Origin of the sequence: Pseudoalteromonas sp. 31A1 (assembly GCF_011378815.1) — a bacterium.
GTDB classification, from domain to species: domain Bacteria; phylum Pseudomonadota; class Gammaproteobacteria; order Enterobacterales; family Alteromonadaceae; genus Pseudoalteromonas; species Pseudoalteromonas arctica.
The window spans coordinates 29,594-49,137 of the sequence record NZ_WTKY01000018.1 but is presented as its reverse complement, the minus strand read 5'-3'; the positions used below and the strand labels follow the sequence as shown (position 1 = coordinate 49,137).

18 protein-coding genes are annotated in these 19,544 nt (G+C 38.9%); 11 read left to right on the top strand and 7 right to left on the bottom strand.

Features of this window, described 5'->3' with window-relative positions; genetic code table 11:
• Window positions 1-49 precede the first annotated feature (49 nt).
• The 4 genes from hppD (at window position 50) to GQR52_RS15585 (ending at window position 4,325) form a co-directional block, all read left to right on the top strand.
• Complete coding sequence (gene hppD, locus GQR52_RS15600; protein ID WP_010555129.1) at window positions 50-1,096, top strand: 4-hydroxyphenylpyruvate dioxygenase; 1,047 nt, start codon at window positions 50-52, stop codon at window positions 1,094-1,096.
• A 136-nt stretch (window positions 1,097-1,232) separates the two neighbouring features.
• On the top strand, window positions 1,233-2,546 hold the full coding sequence (gene fahA / locus GQR52_RS15595; RefSeq protein WP_165729040.1) for a fumarylacetoacetase: 1,314 nt from the start codon (window positions 1,233-1,235) through the stop codon (window positions 2,544-2,546).
• Window positions 2,547-2,689: 143 nt separating this feature from the next.
• Window positions 2,690-3,853, top strand: coding sequence for a M23 family metallopeptidase (locus tag GQR52_RS15590; protein ID WP_165729039.1), 1,164 nt, complete (start codon window positions 2,690-2,692; stop codon window positions 3,851-3,853).
• Window positions 3,843-4,325, top strand: a complete 483-nt coding sequence (locus GQR52_RS15585; RefSeq protein ID WP_007581324.1) for a polymer-forming cytoskeletal protein — start codon at window positions 3,843-3,845, stop codon at window positions 4,323-4,325. Before GQR52_RS15590 ends, GQR52_RS15585 begins: the two co-directional genes overlap by 11 nt.
• A gap of 21 nt (window positions 4,326-4,346) precedes the next feature.
• Here the strand turns inward: GQR52_RS15585 and GQR52_RS15580 are convergent, their stop codons facing one another.
• Window positions 4,347-4,820 (bottom strand): hotdog fold domain-containing protein, encoded by a 474-nt coding sequence (locus tag GQR52_RS15580; RefSeq protein WP_007581322.1) that lies wholly within the window; start codon window positions 4,818-4,820, stop codon window positions 4,347-4,349.
• Between the two features lie 183 nt (window positions 4,821-5,003).
• On the opposite strand from GQR52_RS15580, the gene GQR52_RS15575 reads away from it, so the two are divergent.
• The 3 genes from GQR52_RS15575 (at window position 5,004) to GQR52_RS15565 (ending at window position 7,376) form a co-directional block, all read left to right on the top strand.
• Window positions 5,004-6,203: a multidrug effflux MFS transporter gene (locus GQR52_RS15575; RefSeq protein ID WP_165729038.1), complete on the top strand. Its 1,200-nt coding sequence runs from the start codon at window positions 5,004-5,006 to the stop codon at window positions 6,201-6,203.
• On the top strand, window positions 6,200-6,844 hold the full coding sequence (locus tag GQR52_RS15570) for a LysE family translocator (RefSeq protein ID WP_165729037.1): 645 nt from the start codon (window positions 6,200-6,202) through the stop codon (window positions 6,842-6,844). Before GQR52_RS15575 ends, GQR52_RS15570 begins: the two co-directional genes overlap by 4 nt.
• 67 nt (window positions 6,845-6,911) lie before the next feature.
• On the top strand, window positions 6,912-7,376 hold the full coding sequence (locus GQR52_RS15565; RefSeq protein ID WP_002958191.1) for a methylglyoxal synthase: 465 nt from the start codon (window positions 6,912-6,914) through the stop codon (window positions 7,374-7,376).
• Between the two features lie 19 nt (window positions 7,377-7,395).
• On the opposite strand, the gene yegD is transcribed toward GQR52_RS15565, so the two are convergent.
• The 6 genes from yegD to GQR52_RS15535 form a co-directional block, all read right to left on the bottom strand.
• A complete protein-coding gene (yegD, locus tag GQR52_RS15560) occupies window positions 7,396-8,760 on the bottom strand; it encodes a molecular chaperone (protein WP_165729036.1) in 1,365 nt (454 codons plus the stop codon).
• Window positions 8,761-8,822: 62 nt separating this feature from the next.
• Window positions 8,823-9,665, bottom strand: a complete 843-nt coding sequence (locus tag GQR52_RS15555) for a DNA ligase (RefSeq protein WP_024593562.1) — start codon at window positions 9,663-9,665, stop codon at window positions 8,823-8,825.
• Between the two features lie 33 nt (window positions 9,666-9,698).
• Complete coding sequence (locus GQR52_RS15550) at window positions 9,699-10,355, bottom strand: HAD family phosphatase (protein WP_165729035.1); 657 nt, start codon at window positions 10,353-10,355, stop codon at window positions 9,699-9,701.
• A gap of 75 nt (window positions 10,356-10,430) precedes the next feature.
• Entirely contained in the window at window positions 10,431-10,730 is a 300-nt protein-coding gene (locus GQR52_RS15545; RefSeq protein ID WP_007581307.1) for a hypothetical protein, read from the bottom strand.
• Between the two features lie 116 nt (window positions 10,731-10,846).
• The gene (locus GQR52_RS15540) at window positions 10,847-13,126 is read right to left on the bottom strand and encodes a TonB-dependent receptor (protein ID WP_165729034.1); all 2,280 of its coding nucleotides are present in this window, start codon (window positions 13,124-13,126) and stop codon (window positions 10,847-10,849) included.
• Window positions 13,127-13,546: 420 nt separating this feature from the next.
• Window positions 13,547-14,407 carry a mechanosensitive ion channel domain-containing protein gene (locus GQR52_RS15535; protein WP_007581304.1) on the bottom strand — a complete coding sequence of 287 codons (861 nt, stop codon included), beginning with the start codon at window positions 14,405-14,407 and terminating at the stop codon, window positions 13,547-13,549.
• Between the two features lie 200 nt (window positions 14,408-14,607).
• Here GQR52_RS15535 and GQR52_RS15530 point away from each other — a divergent pair, with 200 nt between their 5' ends.
• From GQR52_RS15530 to GQR52_RS15515, 4 genes are all read left to right on the top strand, one after another.
• The gene (locus tag GQR52_RS15530; RefSeq protein WP_165729033.1) at window positions 14,608-14,817 is read left to right on the top strand and encodes a hypothetical protein; all 210 of its coding nucleotides are present in this window, start codon (window positions 14,608-14,610) and stop codon (window positions 14,815-14,817) included.
• Between the two features lie 208 nt (window positions 14,818-15,025).
• The gene (locus GQR52_RS15525; protein WP_007581300.1) at window positions 15,026-17,161 is read left to right on the top strand and encodes a M3 family metallopeptidase; all 2,136 of its coding nucleotides are present in this window, start codon (window positions 15,026-15,028) and stop codon (window positions 17,159-17,161) included.
• A gap of 119 nt (window positions 17,162-17,280) precedes the next feature.
• Window positions 17,281-18,132: a carboxylate/amino acid/amine transporter gene (locus GQR52_RS15520; protein WP_165729032.1), complete on the top strand. Its 852-nt coding sequence runs from the start codon at window positions 17,281-17,283 to the stop codon at window positions 18,130-18,132.
• A gap of 69 nt (window positions 18,133-18,201) precedes the next feature.
• Window positions 18,202-19,533, top strand: a complete 1,332-nt coding sequence (locus GQR52_RS15515) for a glycerophosphodiester phosphodiesterase family protein (RefSeq protein WP_165729031.1) — start codon at window positions 18,202-18,204, stop codon at window positions 19,531-19,533.
• The last annotated feature ends 11 nt before the right edge of the window (window positions 19,534-19,544 follow it).

Genomic DNA, 19,544 nt, shown 5'->3' with positions numbered 1-19,544 from the left:
ATATGACAACAACACATAATCGCAGTGCTTAATTGCGGGAGTAATAATAATGAGTGAAGTAAATAACTATTTAGGTTTAGTCGGTATTGAATTTACCGAGTACGCAACACCTGATGCTGATTATATGGATAAAGTATTTACTGATTTTGGCTTCTCTAAGCTTAAAAAATTCAAAGGTAAAGACATTGTTTATTACAACCAAAACGATATTCATTTTTTACTGAATAACGAGCGTGAAGGTTTTTCTGCAGAATTTGCTAAAAGCCATGGTCCTGCTATTTGTTCAATGGGTTGGCGTGTTGAGAATGCGCAAAAAGCATTTGAAACTGCAGTAGAGCGTGGTGCAAAACCAGCTACTGATTCAACACATAAAAACATGCCTTACCCTGCAATTTATGGCATTGGCGACAGCCTAATTTACTTTATTGAAAATTTTGGCGACAAAGGCACTATTTACGAAAGTGATTTTGAAGATTTAGAAACGCAAAATGTTGTAGAAGATAAAGGCTTTATCCGAATCGATCATTTAACCAATAACGTTTATAAAGGCACCATGGAAAAATGGGCTAACTTTTATAAAGACGTATTTGGTTTTACAGAAGTACGCTACTTTGACATTAAAGGTCAAAAAACAGCGCTTATTTCGTATGCACTAAAATCACCTTGTGGCACCTTCTCTATTCCAATAAACGAAGGTAAAGGTAACGATAACAACCAAATTGATGAATACCTTGGTGAGTACAACGGCCCAGGCGTTCAACATTTAGCGTTTTTAACAGATGACCTAGTAAGTTCTCTTGATAAGCTTGATAAATCAACAATTGCAACGCTCGATATTATCCCAGAGTACTACGATACTATTTTTGACCGAGTACCTTGGGTAGCTGAAGATAAAGAAAAAATTCGTAAGCACCAGATACTCGTAGATAGCCAAAGTGAAAATTGTTATTTATTACAAATTTTCTCTAAAAACTTATTCGGTCCAATCTTTATAGAAATGATCCAACGCGTTGATGATGGTGGCTTTGGTGAAGGTAACTTCCAAGCATTATTTGAATCAATCGAACGCGACCAAGAGCGTCGCGGCGTTTTATAAAATATTTGAGTAAATTAAAAGCAGCGAACTTCGCTGCTTTTTGTCGTTTTAATATTTAAAAAGTATTGCGCTGAGTACAAGTATGATTAAATAAACTATACCTTGTCGCCATACAGTAAAATCCAAAGGAAATGTAATGAGCCTAATTAACGAAACCCATGATATTAATTTAACCAGCTGGGTAGAGTCAGCTAATGTTGATAATTGTGACTTCCCTATTCAAAACTTACCGTTTGCAGAGTTTCGTCGTAAAGGGTCTGATGAGGCCTTTCGTGGTGGTGTTGCAATTGGCGACCAAGTAATTGATTTAGCAAAACTGAGCAAATTAAACGTTTTAAAAGATGACGCAAAAACAGCCGCTGATGCAGCAAGTGAAGCAACTCTAAATACATTTATGGGTTTAGGGGGGCAGTATTGGTCAGCACTGCGTTTAGCGCTTTCAAAAGCACTACGAGCAGGCTCTGAGCACCAACAAGCGCTTAGCGATACGCTTGTAGCACAATCTGATATAGAGTTTTCTTTGCCTTGTCGTATCGGCGATTACACCGACTTTTACACTTCTATTTATCATGCTACTGCTGTGGGTAGTTTGTTTCGCCCTGATAACCCATTACTACCTAACTATAAATGGGTACCTATTGGTTATCATGGTCGTTCTTCATCTATTGACGTATCAGGTCAAACATTTCATCGCCCTAAAGGCCAAACTAAAGCGCCTGATGCAGAAGTGCCATCATTCGGTCCTTGTAAGCGCCTTGATTACGAACTAGAGCTGGGTATTTACTTAGGTAAAGGCAATGCACTGGGCGATGCAATCGCGATTGAAAATGCTGAAAACCACGTATTTGGCTTTTGTGTATTTAACGATTGGTCAGCACGTGACTTGCAAGCGTGGGAATACCAACCGCTTGGTCCATTTTTAGCTAAAAACTTTGCTTCAACTGTATCGCCTTGGATTGTTACAACCGAAGCGCTAGCGCCTTATAGAACAAGCTGGACGCGTGATGAAAACGATCCGCAGCCTATGGACTATTTAGAATCAAAAGCGAATCGCGACCAAGGTGCTTTTGATATTCAAATGGATGTTAAAATTCAAACGCAAAAAATGCGTAGCGAAGGCCATAACCCAACGCGTGTATCAACATCTAGCTTTAAGCACTCTTACTGGACTGTGGCACAAATGGTTACTCACCACACAGTAAATGGCTGTAACTTTATGCCAGGTGACATGTTAGGTTCGGGCACTCAGTCTGGTCCAACGCACGAAGAAGCGGGTTCTTTACTTGAACTATCTCGTGGCGGTAAAGAAAAAATTACGTTAAGCAATGGCGAACAACGTAGCTTTTTAGAAGATGGCGATAACGTTATTATGCGTGGCTGGTGTGAAAAAGAAGGTTATGTACGTATAGGTTTTGGCTCAGTAGAGAGCACTGTACTACCTACAAAGTAATACATTTCCATAAATTAAATACAAAAGGGCCGCTTGTGAAAAGCAGCCCTTTTTTATTAATTTTTGAACAGTTACAATTTTTTTCTAGCTTTTTTAACTCAAATTGCTATCTTAATTCGGTTAATAGCCAGTGTTTATATGCCATGTCAGTATTTATAAAGTCTTTTTATCATAAATTTTTCCCAGCCCGACAGCTACTTATTCGTCAAAATGGCGAAGTTAAGCACGTTGTTTTAGCACCTTGGTTTCAACTTCTTGTAGCATTGCTTATTTTAGTCACTTTCACTTGGCTGAGTATTTCTAGCTTTCGTGTTTACACACAAACAAATAAAATTTCTGACATAGAACAAAGTCAAATAAACGAGCAAACACTTTGGCAACAAAAAGTCAGTGAACAGCAAGCTCTTCAAGCAACGCAGCTAGAACAACTTGCGATACTTGAGCAAAAGCAGGCACTACTGCAAAGCATGATAGAATCCCTTCCCGCTTCAATTAGCAAAGATGTCATTAAGCTTGATACAGAACTTGACGTACCAATCAATGAAAATGGCAATGAGTTTCATGAGCCATTAGTCGATGAAAATCAAAAAGGTAAACAAGCGCAGTTAATCGCTCCAATTACATTCGCAACAAGAGTGGCCAACTTAAATAATCATTATGAGCAAAGCTTTACCTATTTAGATAACCAAATTAGTGAACGTCACCAAGCCATTTTAGCTATGGTCAAAGGCGCAGGAATTGAGTCTGCGCTTGAGCAACACCTAATATTAAGCGCCCAAACAACCGCACAAGGTGGCCCACTTGATACATTTAACGAAACAAAAATTCCAAGCCACTTTTTAGCCATCGTTGATAAGTTATTAATATTAAATAATTTAGAAAACTTTTTAACTGAGCTACCAAACACCCTGCCTTTAGCTAAAGCTAAATACTATATTTCGAGTAATTTTGGCCTTAGAAAAGATCCTATGAATAGTAATCATGCTTTTCATAAAGGGATTGATTTAGCAGGTTGGCATAAAACCGAGATATTTGCCCCAGCAGACGCTGTAGTGCTTCGTGCCGGTCGTAATGGTGGTTATGGTAACTTTATTGAGCTTGAACATAAAAATGGCTTAGTAACTCGATTTGGACACTTAAATAAAATTAAAGTAAAGAAAGGTCAATCAATCACTAAACATGATGTAATCGGCCTAATGGGCAGTACCGGCAGAAGTACAGGTACTCATTTACACTACGAAGTATTACTTAATGATAAACAAGTCAATCCTCTAAAAATAACAAAGGCGCTTTCTCGTGTTTGGTAGAAAAAAACAAAAAACAGTTAGCTCTAATTTAAAAAGAGTGAATCACACGCCGTCTATTATTTCTGAAGACGTACGCCTTACAGGCACTTTAGTTAGCCAAGGTGAAGTACAGCTTGATGGCCGTATTGATGGCGATATAAAAGTGGAGCATTTAGTTATTGGCTCAACGGGTGTTGTTGAAGGTATTGTTGAAGCTAAAAGCGTTATTGTTAAAGGCAAAGTTATTGGGTCAATTAATGCTAGTGAAGTAAAGGTACAAAGTGGCGCTCATGTTCATGGCGATGTGTTTCACGATACATTGAGTATTGATGCAGGTGCAGTAATTGAAGGCAGTTTAAAGCAACGCTTTGAAAAAGAAGAGCCTGAACTAATTTCGAAAGAGCTTAAACCCGCAAAAGAAGTTAAAGCATTGTTGAAGGAAGATGGCAGCGACTTATCGTTTGTAAATAAACAAGCCGCTGATAAAAACTAAGTAGAATCAGCTTAACGTAAGCTACCTTTTTTCAGTAATATACATTGTAATATCTGCAGTGAAAACAAGCTCATTGCGGGTATTATACAGTTTAACCGGTACTACTAAGTCTTCTTTATCAATCCACTTATGCGGTAAATCAATTTCAGCGACTGCTCTTACATCTGTATCTACTTTAGCCAAATACCTAACTGTCATGCCTTTTGGGATCCAACGATGCGTTTTAACTGGCACTGTTGCATCAACCATTACACCTGCACACAATTCAGCTAAGTTACACTGCGCAATAGCATGAATAGTTCCAATATGATTATGAACGCTGCGACGATTTTTAACCAACGCACTACAATGCCCTTCTCGAAGGTCGAGCACGTAAGGTTTCATTGAACCAAAATATGGCGCTTTAAAGCAAACAGCTTTAGTAAAAAGCCAATTCCCAAAAGGTAGGCGCTTAAATTTATGCCATGTTTGTACAAGTGCAGATTTATTACTCATTATTATTTTCCATCAACAGTTACTTTTTTCAAATTAACACATCAGACCAGTTTTAAAAAGTGCATTTACACTGCCTTTTTAGCTTAATCCAATCAAAAAATAAAAATGACAACCTATGCAGGGGTCATAAGCCCTTTCTTTTTTACGAGTGCCCACCTAAAATACTCGGCAAAAGGAGACTCAATGCAAACACAGCCCGCTAAACCTAATATGACTTTGTTACTTATCCTAGCGTTACTCGTTATATTTTGCCCTATGGCAATCGATATTTACTTACCCGCTTTTCCTACTATTGCAGAACAATTTGCAGTTACAGAACAACAAGTTCAGCAAACCGTTGCTATTTTTATGCTAACAGTAGGTTTAGGCCAATTAATTGCGGGGCCTTTGGCCGATAGGTTTGGCCGAAAGCCAGTGGCTATAGTGGGTATAAGTTTATATGCAGGCTCAGCATTACTTGCCTATTACTCGCCTTCTTTTGAAGTATTGATGATTGCACGTGCCCTTCAAGGTTTTGGAGCCTGTGCCACATTTGTTGTCGCATTTGCGATAGTACGTGACAAATATGGGAGCGAACGAAGTGGACAAATGATCACTTACCTTAACGGGATTGTGTGCTTTATTCCGGCAATGGCACCTATTTTAGGAGCTTGGCTTACCGTACAATTTGGCTGGCGTATGAACTTTATGTTTTTAACCGCGTTTGCCATTGTAGGGCTTGTTGTTACGCTATTCTTTTTTAGAGAAACTCGTCCTGCTGATAGCCATTATCAGGGGCATATTTTAGATTTACGTCGCTTTACACCTATTATAAAAACACCGGTATTTTTGTTTAATAGCCTAATTTGCATGGTCTCAATGTCGGCAATATTAGTTTATGTGACGCTAGCTCCAGGCTGGCTTATTACGCATTTAGGCGGCACTGTAGCCGACTTTACTTTTTGGTTTACGTTAAATGCCGTAATAAGTATTGTCGCTAGTTTTATTTTACCAACGTACATTAAACGAAATAGCCAACGTGCTTTGCGTGTCGGTGTGAGTGTACTGGTTTTTTCAGGCGTTTTAATGCTAGCCCTTAGCAGTATAGAAACGGCATTTGCGCTTATGTTACCTATCTTAATTGCAGCATTAGGCTTTGCTCTAAGTTTAGGCTCAGCTGCAGGTATGGCTCTGTCGAGCTTTCCTAAACAAGCAGGCACAGCCTCGGCATTACTTGGTGCTATGCAAATGAGTGGCGCGAGTATACTCGTTGTTTTAACCCAATATTTAGGGTTAAGTACACCGTGGTTAATTGCTTTTCACTTATTATTGCTAGTTCCGCTTTGGCTTATTTTAATGAGCAAAAAAGCTCATACTTTACACCCAACTAAAAGCGCTCAATGATCAATCCTGATTTTTTAGTCTCGTTTTTATTAGCCAGCTTTTTAATGGCTGTAGCACCTGGGCCATCAAATGCATTTTTGATGGCACAAACATTTGCTAATGGTCGAAGCGCCGGTATGCAAAGTGCTTTTGGTTTTGCATTAGGTGGGGTTATTCATACTCTATTTGCTGTTGTAGGCCTAAGCGCAGTCCTAAAAGCTTCCCCAAGTGCCTATGCCGCAGTGCAATATGCAGGCGCAGCATACTTATGTTATTTGGGGTTTATGATGATTAAAGGCACGCTAAAGCAGCCAGAGCCTATATCTGAAGGCAAGCAAACCGATAAACCGCATATAAGTACCAGTAAAAAAAGTAATGTCATGTTTCAAGCCATGATGACTGAAGTGCTAAACCCTAAAGTGGCGCTGTTTTTTATTGCATTTATTCCGCAATTTGTAGATCCAACGCTTTCATCTGCTACTTTTCAACTCGCTTTTTTTGGCTTGCTTTACCCTATTTTTGCTTTTCCGATTGACTGCACGTATATTTATTTTGGCGACAAAATTGCACAGTTTTTTAGACGTAACCCAAATAGCCAACTTTGGATTGATAGGATCACCGGCATTGTATTTATAGCCCTTGCTATCAATCTATTATTTTAACTAACCTGCACTTTGGTTAAGAGATTTATTACCCAGAGTTTAAGCTAACTAATAAAAAAGAATCAGCATGGAACAAAAAACACAATCTCTTCCCGCACAAAAAAATATTGCTTTAGTTGCCCACGACGGTAAAAAAGCAGCATTAAAATTATGGTGTGAAAAGCACAAAGAAATACTAAGTAAGCACACTTTATATGGCACAGGTACTACCGGGCATTTAATTCAAAAAACCACGGGACTTGATGTAGTTCAGCTTTTAAGTGGTCCTATGGGCGGCGATCAACAACTTGGCGCTAAAATAGCTGAACATGAGATACATGTTTTAATATTTTTTTGGGACCCATTAGCATCACAGCCTCATGACCCTGATGTTAAAGCACTGCTGCGTTTAGCCGCTGTTTGGAATATTCCGGTGGCGTGTAATGAAGTGAGTGCAGATATGTTATTAAGCTCACCGCTTATGGATGTAGAGCTTGAACGTACATTGCCAGATTACGAAAAATACCTCGCAACCCGACAAATAGATCTTTAAACCTCAATTGTAATCTAGGTTATTTATAAAGCATGCTGGCCCATTTAGTCAGGCCAGCAGTTACACTACCAAAGTGGTCCCCGTTAACCATTTTTATATTACCTAAGTGCTCACTTAAAGCCGCTTTAATCAATGGTGACTGTGCACTACCGCCTGTTAAGTAAATAATGTCTGGCGTGGTCGCAGCGTCGCTGATTGCTTGTTTTGCTAAAGTAACTATTTGGCTAATACTACTCTCAACGGCAACAGCTAAATCGCTTACCGATACATTTTTATTCAGCCCACTATCTAAAAAGCTTAAATCACAATCAAACGCACTAGCTGATGAAAGTGCTATTTTAGCCGCTTCACCTTGTTGTACTAACTGATGACCTTGCTTGTTTTGCTGTAAATGTATTAAACGCTTATAAAGATCAGGTGCACTTACATCACGTAATTGTGCATTTAGCTCTCGGGTATGGCTTTCACTATAGAATTGGCTTTGTAAGTTTACATCGTTAATTTTACACGCTTGCCAAAACGCTTGATTAGGCAAAGGTAGACCTGATTTAAACGTACTGCCTAAACCCAATAACGGCATTAAACCATGAAAGCTCAAAGCAATATCTAAATCGTTTCCGCCAACACGTTTACCACTGTGAGATAAAAAATCGCCATCGCGCTGGCTATTTCCTCTAAAACTCGGGCCCATTTGTACAAACGAGCAGTCACTTGTACCACCACCAATATCAATAACGAGTACTTTTTGATCCTGAGTTAAATCACTCTCGTAATCGATACCCGCAGCAAGTGGCTCATATAAAAACTCTACATCTTTAAAACCAGCCCGTTTAGCAGCGCGTTCTAAAATACCGACCGCTTGTTGATTTGATTGCTCACCACCCACAGCTTGGAAGTTTACTGGGCGACCAATCACTGTTTGTGTAAGTGTTTTACCTAAAGAGAGCTCAGCGCGTTGCTTAATTTTTAAGATCATCGCGGTTGCGATATCTTCAAAAAAGTTAATTTGACCTTGCTTTAAACCTGTTGCGCCAAAAAATGATTTAGGGGACTTAACAAAGTAGCCTTCTTCAGGGAACTGCACGTACTCGCTAATCGCTTCACGACCAATAAATAGGGTTTCATCTGAAGGCTGTAAATCAAGGTCTGACTTAATACGAGGTAAGGTATTTAATAATGCTTGGCGCTGTGTTAAAAAGTCATGCTCATGGGCTGTGCCATGTAAATGCTTAGCAACAAAGTCAACAACCAAGGCACTGTGATGAGTGTAAAGTGTAGACGGTAAGTAATGTTTTCCTTGCTCTAGCGGTACTAATTGAACATTACCCTCGCTCATTACACCCATAGCACAATTAGAACTACCGTAATCAAAACCTACAAACATACTTCACCACACATTACCAAAAAGGCCGCGCAATTTAGCACACTTTGTAAAAATTATAAATGTTATAAACTATCTCTTACTCGTAAAAAACTAGCAAAACGCGGTAAACCGTTTTTTGTTAATCCATGAAATCGGTACGTTACAGTGCTACCTATCTCAGGCGCCGTGGAGCGCTCTGCATCACTAAACCCAGTACCAATAGAAAACACCTGCCCTTGTGCTGTTTTTACCCTTAATGCCCCTAACATACCTTGGTATTTTCCTTTACCTGGTAAATGCGCAATCACAACCGCTTCTGCATCTAAATAAGGTTTTAATTTTAGTAATGCACTGCTTCGACCATTGCTGTGCTTAGCACTGGCCAAATGAAGCATTACGCCCTCGCCACCCTGCTTAGTTATGTTTTCAAAATACTCTGTGAGCTGCTCATTATTAGTAAAGCTATATTGAACTACAACGCTAATATGCGGCGAGTTTAGGCTAGTAATAAGCTCATTATAGTTTTTATAACGAGTGCTAAAAGGCAGATTTTCATCTGGCATATCAAATATTTTATAAGTAATAGTTTGCCAATCATGATTATTAGGTTTTTTAGTTCTTACTATGCCACTAAGCGCAGAAAAGTGCTCACGCTTGGTCCATAGCTCACCATCAAGCCATACATTTGGCAATGGCGCTGTAAACCAACTCGGCGCATTGATAATATTGCCCTTGCGAGTAACAAACTGCGTGCCGGTCCATATAGCTCTTACGCCATCATATTTTTCACTGACTAAATACTTACTTACATCGTAATGTTTAGTTTCGTTATATACTTTAGCCAGTAAAACAGAGGGTTGTGCTGCACTTATACATTGCGTAAAAAGTACAACAACAATTAAAAGCAGGTGTTTAATAGTAAACATTAGCGCATCCAAGCAAGTAAAAGTTGGCTTAAACTATAGTTGAGATTGCACCCATTGCCAAAACTCATCTAAGTTACTCATTTTATAGGTAGCTTGGCTAAAATCGTGATCTTTTGTGTGGCTATTAGCAATGGCTATAACAGGTAACAAGGCGTTGTTGGCCGCCGTAACGCCGGTAAATGTATCCTCGACAGCAATTGCATTGCCTGCCTGTATATTTATCTGCTTAAGTGCCAGTAAATATGGGTCTCCAGCAGGTTTAGGATTAGTTACATCGTCTTTTGTTACCACCGTGTCAAACAGCTCATAAAATCCTAAACCTTTAAGTATTGGCATAGCTTCACTTTTAGCACTGCCCGTTACTAGCGCCATTTTTAAGCCACTCGCTTTTACAGCTTTTAACGTTTGCTCTGTAAACGGCATTAGTGGTGGTAAATGTGTTATTACATATTCGCCAAATAAACGGTATTTTTCATCCGCTAAAAACTGTGCGCTTACTGATAAGTTATGCTCTTGCTTAATTTCGATTGCAGCTTCTAAAGTGGGTCGTCCTGAAAAGCGCTGACAAAAATCATTTTCTAAATAACTAACACCATAAGGCTTAAGTAGTTTATTCCAACATACAAAGTGCATGCTTTCTGAATCAACTAATGTGCCATCCATATCAAATAATACTGCTTCTAATGTCATCCTCATTCCTTATTTAACCTAAGCCAAATTTTGACAATAAAAAAGGCGCCTTAAGCACCTTTTATTAAATTGTTGTTATTGCGTTAAGCCTGCTGGTGGCTCACCCGTTGCTTCTTCACCCGTATCAACATCAACAAGCTCATAGCCACGCGTTTTACGCATAACTTTAAGTACAGGCTTTTCAAATGCTGTTTTTAAACGATCTGAGTCATCTTTCAACTCATCAAGTGTTGTACCAAAAGGGGCTGCGCCTGTTTCTGACCAGTTAGTCACTTTACCGTTCAGGTTATATTCTACTTCGTGTATTTGATATTGCGCTGCTTCGTCTTTCGTTGCTTCACAAAAAATTACACGGTAATTCCAAAATCCAGCCATTGCTCTTCTCTTTAAATAAACCAATTAGGCGCTACTTTAGCAGCTCTAAAAGGGGTTATACAAATAAAAAAGCCTGCGCAATGCAGGCTTTTAAAGTAAATACTTTTAGCTATTAGTTAGAAAAATCTAACTTTAAACTCAGCACCTACGTAACGTTCTTCGTTAACAATACCCGTATTGTTATTAAAGTCTACAGCTCCAATTACTTGTTGCTCGTCAAATAAGTTACGAACAAAAGCGGCTACTTCGTATTCGTAATCGCCTTCAGACCATGTGTAACCTGTACGCAAACCTGTTTCAATAAGCTCTTTACCTTCAAACTCTACTGATTCGTAAAGGAACATATTGATTTTACTACGGTAAGAAATATCACCACTAGCGAAGAAGTTACCATCGGCAAGTTCTTTAGTATAGCGAAGCGTAAAGTTAGAGATCCACTCAGGAGCATGCGGTAAGCTGTTACCATCAAGTATTGCACGGTCTTCAGGACCAAATGCACCAGCTACTTGGAAAGTCGGATCTGTAACCGTACATTGTGCACAAACAGCCACAGCTAAATCGTTATCTTTGATTTCAGTTTTGTTGTAGCTTAAGTTAAATGTTGCATTAAATTCGTCACTTAATACCCACTGTGTATCTAACTCAAAACCATAGCCAGTCGTTTTATCAGCATTAACTAAACGGTTAAAGTTAGCACCACCACCAACAGCGGTAAGTTGCTGGTCATCCATTGTGTAATAAAACACAGTGGCATTAACACGGCCTTGGCCGTCTAGCACGTCTGATTTAATACCTGTTTCGTACGATGTTACCGTTTCTGATTCAGCTGTTGTTACATCATCACCAAACAAAATACGACCTTGTAAACTAGGTGCTCGGAAGCTATTTGCTACACGGCCATACCAGTTAACATCATCGTTTACTTTATAATTTGCAGATAAGTCCCAGCTAACATGGTTGTCACTAACATCACGTTCTACAAGTAAAGCACCACCGCCGATCGGGCTAATTGTACGGTCTGCTACAAAATCTTTATCATCGTCAGAGTAGCGAAGGCCTGCAGTTACTTTTAAATCATCTGAAAAAGTATAATCTACAGAACCAAATACAGCCCAAGCTGTTGTATCTTGTTGCTGGCGAACATAACCATTTAAAACACCGCCTTTCTCAGTGTCATAACTAAAGTTTTCAATAGTTAGCTCTTCATCAAAGTAAAATACACCTACTTGATAATTTAAATCACCATCAAAGTTACTCGATAAACGTAGCTCTTGCGTTAATTGGTCGTGTTCTGGAATGCCATCAGCACTTTCTGAAGAAAAGAAAATAATTTCAGGACCGCTTTCTGGTGCAGCGTCAAAACCGCCGTAACCACCATCGATGTCAGCGCGAGAATATATTTCAGCGCTTTCCCATGCAGAAATTGAAGTGATTGTGTGGTTTTTAAGTTCCCACTCAAGCTTTAAGCTTGCACCTTCAGATTCTACTTGTTGAGTAGAACGTGATGCGGCATCTTGATAAACAACATCATTTTCAAAGTTATCTACAAGCTCATTTGTGCCAGGTTTAATTACGTTTGCACGAAAGGCAATTGGAGAGCCGTCTAAATCACGTGTGTGATAGTTTAATAAAGCAGTAAAATCGTCGCCTTCATATAAAAACTGAACACGTGCCGCTTTTTCAGTGTAACCACCTTGCTCGTCTTTAGCTTCAAAGCCTGGAGCTTGGTTATCAATGTAATCGTCTTTATCTTGCCATAATAATGAAACACGAGCAGATAAACGGTCAGTTAAAGCACCACCTACAGCACCACTTGTGTCTACAGCGCCACGGCTACCGTATGAAACAGAGCCATAACCATCAAATTCTTGGCTTGGTTTAACAGAGTCAAACTTAACAAGGCCAGCTGGCGTATTACGCCCAAATAAAGTTCCCTGTGGTCCACGTAATACTTCTACGCGTTCAACATCAAATACTGGGAAGCCTTTTAAAATTGCATTTTCTTGAACTACTTCATCAACAACAAGTGATACTGGTTGTGATGCATTCAAATCGAAATCGGTATTACCTAAACCACGAACGTAAAAGCGTGGGAATGAACGACCAAATGAAGATTCAATAGATAAACTTGGAATTTTCGCATTTAAAAAACGAATATCCATACCAGCTGAGCTATACGCATCAAGGTTATCACCTTGTAGAGCAGATACTGCTACTGGTACTTCTTGAGCGTTTTCTACACGTTTACGAGCTGTTACTTGAATAACTTCTAGTTGATTACTTTTTTTAGCTGTTTTTTCTTCAGCAGCTAAAGAAGAAAATGAAGTACCTGCTACTGCAGAGAACAACGTTGCATTGATTAGGGTAGCTAACGTAGATCTTTTCATTGCTTTCATGTTGGGTTTAACCTTTTTTGTGCACTCTTGTTCAACGGTTTTTTGTGTTGCGCAATGTATTCATTGCGGGCTCGTTCAATTTTTCGCGACTTGCGTCATGCGCGCGGACCTTATTACCGAGAGTACAAAAACGATGTTATAAGGCTGAACGAACGATTAAGATTATACCATTGTGTGACAATTTTACTGCATAAATATAGACATAATTAGAAACTTTTTTGCAACATTTAACTACAAAATCACGTGTTTTTATCACTATTTAGATGCAAAATTCTAATATTAAGGACATATGTCCTTTATTGGGTTTAATAAAATGGAGTAGGAAGAAGGGATTGTTTTACATGTTAACCTAAAATAGAAACACCTGTGTTTTTATTAAAAGCCGCCCAAGAGCGACTTTTAATATTTACTATATTTGAACTATGAGCGCTTAAATGCAATTTCACCGTCGATATGAATATCACGCTGCGGAAAAGCAATCACTACATCATGCTTTTCAAATACAGCGTAAATACTAAAACGAATATCACTGCGTACTTTTCTAAGCATGGTTTCAGACTCGGCGCACACCCAAAAAATAGCGTTAAATACGAGCGAGCTATCTGCAAAGTCATCAAATAACACCGATGACTTTGGATTAGCCAATATTGCTTCATGATCATCAAGCACTTGTTGAATAAGCTTTTTAACCAGTATCACGTCTGATCCATACGCAACACCTACACTGACCGATGAGCGTGCGTTGCCATCTATTAGCGTCCAGTTTGTTACTGTATTTTCGAGCAATTGAGAATTAGGAATAAGCATATGTACGCCGTCATTTCGGCGAATACGCGTTGAGCGAGTATTAATTGTTTCTACCACGCCTTTTGCATTGCCTACCTCTAAAAAGTCACCAATACGTATTGGGCGTTCCCACATTAGTATCCAGCCACTAATAAAGTTATTGATAATATTTTGAGCACCAAAGCCTACACCAATGGCTATTGCACCTGAAACAAAAGCAAACGCAGTAAGCGGTATGCTTAATACTTCTAAAGATGTAAAAATTAAAATAGCGATACTTAAAATAAAGTAGATACGTGTAAATAAATGCACGGCATCTTGGCTTAACTTTTTTGCCAATAATGTTTTTGTTATTAGCTTGCCAATACGCGTCACAATAAACCAAATAGCGAAAAGTATTAAAGGCACTTTAATAATTTTCGCTACGGTAATGTGTACATCGCTGTAACTAAATACAACAAAGGCAAGAATTTGGTTTATGTGTTCTAAGGTCATTTATTTTCCAAAACAAGCAAAGGAGCGCTTTAAATTTAAATCGCTATAAAGTGAAAGCGGTTCAGTGTTGGGTAAGTTTAGCAGTCATAATATAACTAAAACGCCAAGTTAATAAGTTCAATATACTTTTTATGAACAATTTATTAACTCTTTATTGCACCGAGTGCTATATAAATAGTGTACAAGCACTGGAGATCACTATGTCACAACTAACTTTAAATCAAAGACTCGCTACTTTGCAGCCGCAGGTAGACTTACATTTATTTGAAAGCAGCCTGGATTACCGAAATAAAATTTTGTGCCTTCTTGCAGAACAAGAGCAAACACTGGCATCTATCAACAAAGAGTTTGGCCAACAACAACCTAGCAACTTTGGCTCTGAGAGAAAATTTGTACTTGGATATAACTAAGCAATTATGACTCAACGACTTATTAAGTAGCTCAGGTGTTTACTTTTAGAGCTACTTTTACCTCCCTTAAAGCTAAATATTAGCTAATTTGCGTTCAAATCCCCCTTAATACCGATAAACTTTATTGTATAAACGCCAAAATTTGATAAGTTAACTAGGTTTTTCGACTCGCAAAGCCTATTCCGGCTAATCTTTCTATGGAGTTATTATGCGTAAAACCCTGATCGCCACTACTATTGCTAGTGCCTTAATATTATCGGCCTGTTCATCTAACGATACACAAAACATGGCAAAAGAAGGCGCAGCACAAGTGCAAGACATGAACGCAAACAATGTTTTATTTAAGCCAAGCCCATTGCAATATATGGCACCAGAGTTTGATAAATTTGGTACAAAAGACTACGAAGCTGCATTCGATGCAGGTATCGCACAACACACGGCACAAGTACAAGCCATTGCTAACAACCCTGCTCCAGCAACATTTGAAAATACATTAGTTAAAATGGAATTGTCAGGGGAGCTATTAAATCGCGTATCGGCTGCTTTTTATAACTTATCAGGTTTAATTTCAGATGCTGAATACCAGCGTATTGATGAAAAAATGGCGCCTGTATTATCTGCTCACTCAGATGATATTTACTTAAACGGTGAATTATTTAAGCGCGTACAAACAATTTACGACAATCAAGATAAATTAAACGCAGAAGATAAACGCCTAGTTGATTTTTACTACAAGCAGTTTGTAAAAGCAGGTGCTAAATTAAATGACGCTGAAAAAGCTAAAATGCGTGAAATTAACTCAGAGCTAGCTCAGCTATCTACTGCGTTTTCACAAAACATTTTAAAATCGTTTAAAGAAGACGTTATTGTAGTTACAGATAAAAGTGAATTAGCAGGTCTTTCTGAAGGCGAAATTGCAGGCCTTGCAGCTTCAGCTAAAAAAGCGGGCAAAGACGGCTACATGATCACTTTGGTAAATACAACGCAACAACCAATTTTAAGTAGCCTTGAAAACCGCGACCTGCGTGAGCGAATTTTTAAAGCCTCTGCAAACCGTGCAGCAAAAACTAACGGCCCTATTATTATTAAAGAAACCAACCTACGCGCTCAAAAAGCAGAGCTTTTAGGCTACAAAGATTGGGCTTCTTATGTAATGACGTCGCGTATGGCGCAAACAACTGAAAACGTTTACGGCATCCTTGATGACCTAGCACCAAAAGCAGTTGAAAAAGCAAAGATTGAAGCAGCCGCTATTCAAAAAGTGATTAACGATTCAGGCGAAAGCTTTGAGCTTAAACCATGGGATTGGACTTTTTATGCTGAAAAAGTACGTGCAGAAAAGTACAACTTAGACCCAGCACTTGTTAAACCATACTTTGAAATGCAATCGGTTATTCACGATGGCTTATTCTTTGCAATGAACAAACTGTACGGTATTACGTTTAAAGAACGTAAAGATCTTCCTGTTTATCATGAAGATGTAACCGTATACGAAGTATTTAACGCTGATGGCAGCGCTATTGGTTTATTTTACTTAGACCCATATGCACGTGAAGGTAAACGTGGCGGCGCATGGATGAGTGCATACGTTAGCGAAAGCGGCTTAAAAGGCACCAAACCTGTTATTTACAATGCGCAGAACATTCCAAAACCTGCTGCAGGCGAGCCAACGCTAATGACGTTTGATGAAGTGTCTACTATGTTCCATGAATTTGGTCATGCTGCTCACGGTTTATTCTCAGATGTTAAATACCCAAGCCTAGCGGGTACTGCAACGGCGCGTGACTTTGTTGAGTTTCCGTCGCAAGCAAATGAAGATTGGATGATTGAACCAACAGTACTTGCAAACTATGCTAAGCATTACAAGACAGGTGAGCCAATTCCACAAGCTTTACTTGATAAAGTACTTGAATCGCAAAAATTCAACCAAGGTTACGGCACTACTGAATACTTAGCCGCTGCACTACTTGATATGGAATGGCATTCATTTGGTTCTGATAAAAAAGTAGCTGACGTTCAAAAGTTTGAGCAAGACGCGCTAGAAAAACACGGTATTGCTTACTACCCTGTTCCACCGCGTTACAAATCAAACTTCTTTAGCCACACATTTGCAGGTGGTTATTCAGCGGGTTACTACGCGTACCTATGGACTGAAGTGTTTGCAGCAGACGCCTTTGCACATATGGAAAACAACGGCGGCTTAACACGTAAAAATGGTGATAAGTTCCGTAAAGAAATCCTATCAAAAGGTAACAGCCGCGACTTAATGCAAAGCTACATTGAGTTTAGAGGTCAGAAACCAACTACCGACGCACTACTTAAGCGCCGTGGTTTAGTTGAGTAATCAATAAACTAATTTATTGATATACTAAATTTATAAAAGCCCGCTTGCGGGCTTTTATTGTTTATACATTAATTTATAACAGATAAACTGCTGCCATTAATTATTTAAAGACGACGGCTATGCGGTACTTATTTGCAGTAACTTTACTTTGGGCATTTTCATTTAGTTTAATTGGCGTGTATTTAGCAGGTCAGGTTGATGCATGGTTTAGTGTGTTAATTCGCATAGCACTAGCAACCCTCGTATTTTTACCATTTTTAAAGTTTAAACAAACACCTAAACCTTTAGCCTTAAAGCTCATGCTGATTGGCGCTATACAACTTGGTGTTATGTATAGCTTTTACTACCACTCCTTTTTATTTTTAAGCGTCCCCGAAGTACTGCTATTTACAGTAATGACTCCTTTGTACATTACCATGCTAAATGATGCATTGAACAAACATTTTAACCCACGCTTTTTTATAGTCGCACTTATTGCTGTAATTGGTGCAATTACCATTCGTTACGAAAATCTAAATAGCAATTTCATAATTGGCTTATTATTAGTTCAAGGTGCGAACATAAGTTTTGCTGTAGGCCAAGTAACCTATAAACGCTTAATGATGAACAATCAGCTTGATGATAAAACCATATTTGGATGGTTTTTTATAGGCGCACTTATTATTGCCACAATTTGCTATGCATTATTTGGTAATTCAAATAAATTACCAAGCACTTCTACTCAGTGGGGAATACTGATTTATTTAGGAGTTGTTGCATCGGGCCTTGGTTACTTTATGTGGAATAAAGGCGCAACACTCGTCAACGTTGGAGCTTTAGCCGTAATGAATAACTTACTTATTCCGGCTGGTATTATAGTTAATGTTCTTATATGGAACAGAGACGCTGACATTGTTAGGCTAAGTATTGGAGCAGCTATAACGTTAGGTGCATTAATAGTGAATCAAATTATTAATAAAAAAGTAAATTAATAAACTTGTAGCTAAATTGTCATTAATAATCATTAAGGTAGTACAAATTTTACTTTTTAAGGATAAACAATGAAACGTATTACCTTACTTACAGGCTGTATATTGTTAGCCACACTTGCTGGCTGCGACGACGATGTAGAAATAATAGAAAAAGAAGTGGTTGTTACCAACACCGAAGTTGAGATTGTTGAAGTACCTACGCCTGTTATTGTAGAAGTACCAAACGGTGATGCACCAGATATTCAATTAGGCACTCGTCCTTATTATTTAGTCAATGATATGAGCGACAGCGCTTTAAAAACAAAATTAGAATCTTGTAGTGAAGGTCCTTTTTACCGCACTGACTTTTCTATTGGTCATCGCGGTGCGTCAATGCAGTACCCTGAACACACTAAAGAAGCCTACATTGCTGCTGCTAGAATGGGCGCAGGTATTGTTGAATGCGATGTTACTTTTACAAACGACAAAGAGCTTGTATGTCGCCACTCTCAATGCGACTTACACACCACAACTAATATTTTAGCCACTCCTGAACTTGCAGCTAAATGCAGTGTGCCATTTACACCAGCCGACCCTACTAATGGTATTGCCGCTTCAGCTAAATGCTGTACCAGTGATATAAGTCTAGCGGAGTTTTTAACCCTTGAAGGTAAAATGGATGGTGCAAACACAAATGCAACCACCGTTGCCGATTACATGGATGGTACACCCAATTGGCGCACTGACTTATATGCGACCCAAGGGACATTAATGACTCATAAGCAAAGTATTGCATTGTTTAATGAGATGGGCGTAAAAATGACCCCAGAACTTAAATCGCCGCAAGTAAGTATGCCATTTAATGGAATGACCCAAGAGCAATACGCGCAAAAAATGCTAGACGAATACACACAAATGGGTGTGCCAGCCTCAAAAGTTTATCCGCAGTCGTTTAATCTTAATGACGTAAAATACTGGATTAATACCAACCCTGATTTTGCAGATAAAAGCGTATACCTAGATGGTCGCGACAGCGAAGCAGGATTTGATCCAAACAACCCGCAAACATGGCAACCTAGCATGGATGAGCTTGTTGCCGATGGCGTTAAAATTTTAGCGCCTCCAATTTGGATGATGCTAACAATAGACAGCGAAAGTAATATAGTGCCATCACAATACGCCATTGACGCAAAAGCAGCAGGTTTAGAGCTTATTGCATGGAGCCTTGAGCGCTCAGGTCCGCTTAATGAAGGTGGTGGTTATTACTATCAATCAATTGCTGATGTTATAGATAACGATGGCGACATGATGACGGTCGTTGATGTACTCGCAAAGGACGTGGGTGTAATGGCTATATTTTCAGATTGGCCGGCTACCGTAAGTTATTACGCTAGTTGTAATAAAATGCCTGCAAGTATTTAAATACTCGACAA